Raw genomic sequence first — 6,274 nt, 5'->3', positions numbered from 1 at the left:
TAAGACTCAGATGTGCATATTTAAATAATGAGATTAAAATGGGTAGGTATGCTTAGTTAAAAAGCGGGATGCTCCCTTTTTGCTTCTCTCGTCAATACAGATGAGGTGAATAGGTTGTAATGCCAAATATGTCAAGTAGTAACTAACTCGATACAAACCCTCTAGCTGCGCGTAGGTAGGCATCCAAACCTAAAACTTTCTCGAAACTGGCATCTATTGTAGCATTCCTGTTTGCGATCGCACTTTCACCCTCGAAGATAACGTCTATCAGTGCAGCAAAGAGTTATGGAATTTGGTTTGTGGCTCTTGACAGCCATGTATTACGAATGTAGTGTAAAGTGGCGGTAGAAAAGCTCGATCGACCGACACCAGCAAACAAAATGGATAAAAAACCTATGCAACCTATCCGACAAGGCGACGTAATTCTCACCCCCGTACCGAAAATCGAAGGAGAAAAAAAATCTCACCTAACTCTCGCCGAAGGTGAAGTCACCGGACATTCTCACCAGATTATTGAGGGACAAGCTGAACTTTATGAAAAAGACGGCACTCTGTACTTGCGGGTGCTTTCACCGACAGCTTTATTGAGTCACGAAGAACACCATGCGATCGCAATTCCCGAAGGTAATTGGATGGTGCGAATTCAGCGGGAATATGAGCCGCAAGGTTGGAGGTATGTCGCAGACTAAGATTAAAAAACTAACGCCAGAACAAGCAGCTTTGATTCCAGTTTATCGGGAAAAGTGGAGAGCGATATCGCTTTCCACTGGCCCGATAAATCGCTCGCAAGCTGCGGAAACAGTTAAATCGGCTTACAGTGCGATCGGCAAAAAAGCACCGGAAATCATTTGGCAGTTTGTGGGATTTTTGCATTTTGGTTCTTAATTTACCTCATTCCTACGGCAGAAATTGGATGGTTTTTCAATACATTGTCCGGGATTGCGGCTTGATTTATCCCTATGACAAAGTTTGCATTGTCTACGAAAAGCCGATCGCACTTTCTGCAGACAGCAACCACCGCTTGCACGCCGAAGGAACACCAGCGGTACAATTTGCCGACGGTTTTTCGATTTACGCCTATCACGGCGTGATTTTACCCGAATGGTACGGCAGGCTGCACCCGCACGAGTGGCAGTTTAAGTGGGTGTTGAAGGAACAGAATGCAGAAGTTCGGCGGGGATTAATTCAGGGCATTGGTTACGATCGCATTTGTCAAGAATTAGCGGTGACAGAATTAGATTGTTGGCAGGAATACACTTTATTAACCATCGAGTTTGAGGATGATTTTGATCAAATGGGTAATGCAAAGCCAGTTTATTTGTTAAAAATGACTTGTCCGAGTACGGGACACATTCACGCTTTGCGAGTGCCGCCTGATGTAACATCTGCTAAAGAGGCAATTCGCTGGGTAAATTGGGATATTGACCCAGAGGAGTTTTCCGTGCAAACCTGAGTAATACAAATTTAAAAAAGTGTTGCTACAATCATTAGTCTTATACCAATTGTTAAAAGTCACAGATACCCGCGCCAGACTTAGGATCAGCCGTTTCCCTACCCGATATCTGTACCTCAGTCAACTGAAAACCGCTATTTTGACAAAAGCCTTAATTCATCAAACACTAATCAACGTCCCACTGTGTGCCACTTCCAAGGGTGGAATGCACCAACCACCGATCGCCCAAAAACGGTTAATAAGATGAAGAAGAAGCCCACCCTCGATCGAAGGTGGGCTCTGTTCATGCCAGCTTACCGACAGCTAGGCAATCGGGTCTCTTCGCTGGTAGACGTAAAAGCTCAGAAAAAGATCCGAACGTCCGAAAAAACTTCTCGCCCACCATTAAGCTTCAGTTTACCCAACCGGATCGGGAAAATTGCGCCCGTAGCGATGTTCCCCTGACATCGGGGAACACTGGGGCTTCAACTTTTCAATAGACTTCTGCAAAAAAGCTCGTCTTGGGCCGGCAGGATGCCTAACCCCTACTGCCGACAAGAATTAAACTTGTTCGATAAGTCTCATATTCTCTTCTTTAACTTTGATTTCCCAACCGATTAGGCATCGTGATCATGTGCAAAACGACGGAATAGGAAATCTAGGGCGTAGTTCCGCAAATTGTAGTATTCCGGATCTTCCATCATTTGAACCCGATCGCGCGGACGCGGAAAAGGAATCTCCAAAACTTCGCCAATTGTCGCCGACGGGCCGTTAGTCATCATCACCAGTCGATCGGCCAAAAACAGCGCTTCATCAATATCGTGAGTAATCATCAACACCGTACAGCGGTGATCGTTCCAGATTTTCAGCAACTCTTCTTGCAATTCCTCCTTAGTAATTGCGTCCAGAGCACCAAAAGGTTCGTCTAAAATTAGCACTTTTGGGCGAATTGCCAAAGCGCGGGCAATCGAAACCCGCTGCTTCATCCCCCCCGAAATTTGTGGCGGTCTTTTCTCAGCAGCTTCTGTCAATCCCACCATCGCCAAATGCTCTTTGACGATCGCATTTTTTTCCACCTTCGACTTCTCAGGAAATACAGCATTAACCGCCAGATAAACATTTTCAAACACCGTGCGCCAAGGTAGTAAAGCATAACCCTGGAACACCACCATGCGATCGGGGCCCGGCTTCGTAATCCGCTCTCCGTTAATCGACACGGTGCCCTGGCTGGGATGGCTAAAACCCGACACCATATTTAACAGTGTTGATTTGCCACAGCCCGAGTGTCCAATCAGAGTAATAAACTCTCCCTCAGCTACATTCAGATTGACGTTTTCTAAAGCCCTGTAACCGTTTGGGTATACTTTATAAACATTGTCCATCACCAAAAAAGGTTGGCGGCGGCCTTTTCCCGGCTGGATTTGAGTTTTGGTGTTCGTCTGGTTTTTAGTGGTGTTGAGCATGGGTTTAGGAAATTGTGATTGGGTGATTTGCGAGGAAAGTTCGGCAACGGATTATGTAACGGATGTAACGGATGTAACGGATATAACGGAGGTCATGAAGAGGGAATTGCTCACTAGCAATTAGCACTTAAAAACTAACAACTAACAATTAGCAATTACCCTGTTTTTATCTAACTAAAAACCGCTCTAAGCAGCTCGGCGGCCGGAATCGAGTACAACTTCCGCCATCGTGAAATCGCGTTTAATCGCCAGATTGTTGAGATAGCCGATCGGATCGTCAGCATTAAACACCGAGCCGTCAAACAAGCTGAGAGAACCGCGAGTATAAGTAATATCAGCCATCCCCAGCTCTCGCGCAGCCGTGCTGAACGCACCGACTCGCACCACCCGCTCCAGAACTTCCACCCAGTTGCGCGGGAACACAGTATCGCCCCAGCGCGCCATCTGCACCATGTGCCAGAGTTGTTCGGTGCGGCTTGGGCGATTCACCCCATCTCCAGAAAACAAGTGGTGGGCGTATTCCCGCATCGGAGTATCGAGGTTGCAAGCAACAGATCTCGGGTCGCCTAGTTGGATGTAACTCTTATCAGTAGCGACGTACTCCCTTCCCGCGACAATTTCCGAAACCTCGGCGGCGTGATTTGGATCGGCGCAGTAGTGACAAGCTTCCAGCAAAGCTTTGACTAGAGCAATGTGAGTGTTGGGATAAGCATTTGCCCAGTCTTCCCGAACTCCGAGAATTTTGCCGGGGTGTCCGGGCCACAGTTCCAAATCTGTAGCCACTGTAAAGCCGACTCCTTCCATCGATGCCCGCAAGTTCCAAGGTTCGCCGACGCAGAAACCGTCAATAGTGCCGCCCTGCAAGTCAACGATCATTTGAGCTGGTGGGATATTTTTCAGCAACACATCGCGATCCGGGTCAATGCCACCGGAAGCCAGCCAGTAACGCAGCAACAGGTTGTGCATCGAAGAAGGGTGAACGATGCCCATACGGTGGGTTTGCGCGGGCGTTCTCTGGAGCATTTTTTTAAAGTCTGCCAGAGTGTAGATCCCTTGGTCGTAAAAGCGCCTCGCGAGGGTAATTCCGTTACCATTGCGGCTCATGGTGAGGGCTGTAACCGTCGGAATCGGCTGCTCTTGGTGGCCCCCCAAGCTCAACCACATCGCCATCCCAGAGGGCATTTGGGCTGCGTCTAAGTAACCTGCGGCGATGCCGTCTACGATGCCGCGCCAGCTTGTTTCCCGCACGAGGTGGACTTCATCGAGACCGTGCTTGGCAAAAAAGCCTTTTTCTTTAGCGACAGCGAGGGGAGCACAGGCTGCCAGAGGAATAAAGCCGAGTTCGAGGTTGACTTTTTCTAGGCCGTGGCGGGCGATCGCGGGTACTTTCCGCGCCCGCAGTTTTTTGACGCGCTTCTGCTGGTTGAGGAAGTAAATCATTTCGCTACGTAGAGCGTAGTAGCTGGGGTGTGAGACGACTTCCATCCGTTTGCGGGGGCGGGGGATGTCTACTTCGAGAATCCCGCCAATCTTCGATTCTGGGCCGTTGGTGAGCATGACAATGCGATCGCTCAGCAACACCGCCTCATCCACGTCGTGAGTCACCATCAGAGCACTAATTTCGTACTCTTGGCAAATTTCCATCAACTTTTCTTGCAAGTTGCCGCGAGTCAAAGCATCCAAAGCGCCGAAGGGTTCGTCTAAGAGTAACAGTTTGGGGCGCAGGGCCAGAGCACGGGCGATCGCCACCCGCTGTTTTTGTCCGCCTGATAGCAGTGCGGGTTGCTTCTCGGCGTGGGGCGTCAAGCCCACCATATCGATGTGTTTTTGAATGATTTCGAGGCGTTCGGCTTTGGGTAAGCCGCTCATTACCGAGTCTACGGCTAGGGTAATATTTTCTCTGACCGTCCGCCAAGGTAGCAGCGAATAGTTTTGGAATACTACCATGCGATCGGGGCCTGGCTGGGTGATTCTTTGTCCGTCGATCGTCACCAATCCTTCTGTGGGTAGATCCAAACCTGCCACCATATTTAATAGCGTAGATTTACCGCAGCCGGAGTGTCCGATTAAGGAGATAAATTCTCCTTTTTTAATTTCTAAGTCGATGCCTTTGAGGGCTATGTATGTGCCACCGTCTGTTAAATTAAATACTTTTCCGACTTGTTCTACTGCAATCAAAACAGACATGATTTTCTTGCCTTTTTTGTAAGTTTGTTATTTGACTGTTGACTGTTGACTGTTGACTGTTGACTGTTCGCTGTTGATATATAACAGCTAATAGTTAATATATGACTGGAGACAGCAACCTGTTTCTTAAATCAACCAAAAAACTTTTTTTAATCCATTAACAACAGTTAAAAAAAAAGGTTTCTCAGCCAGGGAGTTCGTAATTGCTGTAACCGTGAACCGTCAACAGTCAACTGTGAACAGTCAACTGTGAACAGTCAACATATCTAATTAGCTACTTTCCTTGAGAAGGAGCAATCTTTTGCTGCAACCAAGCCATCATGCGATCGAGCAATAAACCAACAGCCCCAATGTAGAACACCGCTAACAGAATTTCGCTGATGTAGTTTTGCTGGTAAGCATTCCAAATAAAGAAGCCGATACCCGTAATCCCAGACATCACGATTTCCGCAGCAATAATCGCCAGCCAAGCCAAACCGATCGCAATTCTCAATCCTGTGAAGATGTAAGGAAGCGCCGACGGAAACAAAATATTCATGTAATATTCCTGACGAGAAAGTTGCAGCACTTTCGCCACGTTGTTGTAATCGTCGGGAATTTGGCGAACACCTTCAGCCGTGTTGATTAAAATCGGCCAAACTGAAGTGATAAAAATCACGAACAAAGCAGCAGGTTCGTTTTGTTGCAGTGCAGCCAGGGCAATGGGTACCCAAGCCAAAGGAGCCACCATCCGCAAAAACTGAAAAAGCGGATCTAAAGCGCGGTTTAGAAAAGGATTTGTACCTACCAAAACACCCGTACCAATTCCCACAATGGCCGCGAGAGTGTAGCCTTTTGCCACCCGTTCCAAACTCGCCAAAGTCTGCCAAAATAATCCAATTCCGTAGGTTTTGGAGTTCATGAAAGGATACAGCAACAAAATCCGCGTCCGTTCGTCCGTCCAAATGCTGATCGGCCCCGGCAGTTTGATCAGTCCCGTACTTGACAAGAATTGCCAAACCAACAGAAAGCCCAAAACTCCTAAAATTGGCGGCAAGATATTTGGGGAATTCTTCTTCCAAAATTCGCCAAATGCTCCTTGTGCATTGCCGCCTCTCCGACTTGTACTTACAGCCATGCTGCTAATCTCCTATGTCTGGTGCTGTGTATTTTCGAGACTAAACTTTGAGAGTAAATTATGGGAAGCTAAGAC

At 47.7% G+C, this 6,274-nt stretch carries 8 protein-coding genes; 4 read left to right on the top strand and 4 right to left on the bottom strand.

The window, feature by feature from the left end; translation table 11 throughout:
• Positions 1-33 precede the first annotated feature (33 nt).
• Positions 34-183, bottom strand: a complete 150-nt coding sequence (locus tag QUA36_RS31330) for a DUF6888 family protein (RefSeq protein ID WP_445301429.1) — start codon at positions 181-183, stop codon at positions 34-36.
• Positions 184-338: 155 nt separating this feature from the next.
• Here QUA36_RS31330 and QUA36_RS09585 point away from each other — a divergent pair, with 155 nt between their 5' ends.
• The 4 genes from QUA36_RS09585 (at position 339) to QUA36_RS09575 (ending at position 1,897) form a co-directional block, all read left to right on the top strand.
• Positions 339-689 (top strand): hypothetical protein, encoded by a 351-nt coding sequence (locus QUA36_RS09585; RefSeq protein ID WP_445301428.1) that lies wholly within the window; start codon positions 339-341, stop codon positions 687-689.
• Positions 676-885 (top strand): hypothetical protein, encoded by a 210-nt coding sequence (locus QUA36_RS31325; protein ID WP_445301427.1) that lies wholly within the window; start codon positions 676-678, stop codon positions 883-885. Before QUA36_RS09585 ends, QUA36_RS31325 begins: the two co-directional genes overlap by 14 nt.
• A 28-nt stretch (positions 886-913) precedes the next feature.
• Positions 914-1,453 (top strand): DUF6745 domain-containing protein, encoded by a 540-nt coding sequence (locus QUA36_RS09580; protein WP_445301426.1) that lies wholly within the window; start codon positions 914-916, stop codon positions 1,451-1,453.
• Positions 1,454-1,696: 243 nt separating this feature from the next.
• Complete coding sequence (locus QUA36_RS09575) at positions 1,697-1,897, top strand: hypothetical protein (RefSeq protein WP_333457056.1); 201 nt, start codon at positions 1,697-1,699, stop codon at positions 1,895-1,897.
• Positions 1,898-2,049: 152 nt separating this feature from the next.
• Here QUA36_RS09575 and QUA36_RS09570 read toward each other — a convergent pair whose 3' ends face one another.
• The 3 genes from QUA36_RS09570 to ntrB form a co-directional block, all read right to left on the bottom strand.
• Complete coding sequence (locus QUA36_RS09570) at positions 2,050-2,895, bottom strand: nitrate ABC transporter ATP-binding protein (RefSeq protein WP_333082180.1); 846 nt, start codon at positions 2,893-2,895, stop codon at positions 2,050-2,052.
• A gap of 186 nt (positions 2,896-3,081) precedes the next feature.
• A complete protein-coding gene (locus QUA36_RS09565; protein ID WP_333457054.1) occupies positions 3,082-5,082 on the bottom strand; it encodes a nitrate ABC transporter ATP-binding protein in 2,001 nt (666 codons plus the stop codon).
• Positions 5,083-5,356: 274 nt separating this feature from the next.
• On the bottom strand, positions 5,357-6,199 hold the full coding sequence (gene ntrB, locus QUA36_RS09560) for a nitrate ABC transporter permease (protein ID WP_333309946.1): 843 nt from the start codon (positions 6,197-6,199) through the stop codon (positions 5,357-5,359).
• Positions 6,200-6,274 lie beyond the last annotated feature (75 nt).

It is taken from the genome of Microcoleus sp. Pol10D4, from assembly GCF_036701555.1.
Classification (GTDB): Bacteria; Cyanobacteriota; Cyanobacteriia; order Cyanobacteriales; family Microcoleaceae; genus Microcoleus.
Note: the sequence above shows the minus strand (reverse complement) of the source record. Positions and strands in the feature narration are given on the sequence as shown.

Bases quoted from the DNA above. Each gene is read 5' to 3' on its own strand.
- QUA36_RS31330 (WP_445301429.1), bottom strand. From the start codon at position 183: ATGCCTACCTACGCGCAGCTAGAGGGTTTGTATCGAGTTAGTTACTAC.
- QUA36_RS31325 (WP_445301427.1), top strand. From the start codon at position 676: ATGTCGCAGACTAAGATTAAAAAACTAACGCCAGAACAAGCAGCTTTG.
- QUA36_RS09580 (WP_445301426.1), top strand. From the start codon at position 914: ATGGTTTTTCAATACATTGTCCGGGATTGCGGCTTGATTTATCCCTAT.
- QUA36_RS09575 (WP_333457056.1), top strand. From the start codon at position 1,697: ATGAAGAAGAAGCCCACCCTCGATCGAAGGTGGGCTCTGTTCATGCCA.
- QUA36_RS09570 (WP_333082180.1), bottom strand. From the start codon at position 2,895: ATGCTCAACACCACTAAAAACCAGACGAACACCAAAACTCAAATCCAG.
- QUA36_RS09565 (WP_333457054.1), bottom strand. From the start codon at position 5,082: ATGTCTGTTTTGATTGCAGTAGAACAAGTCGGAAAAGTATTTAATTTA.
- ntrB (WP_333309946.1), bottom strand. From the start codon at position 6,199: ATGGCTGTAAGTACAAGTCGGAGAGGCGGCAATGCACAAGGAGCATTT.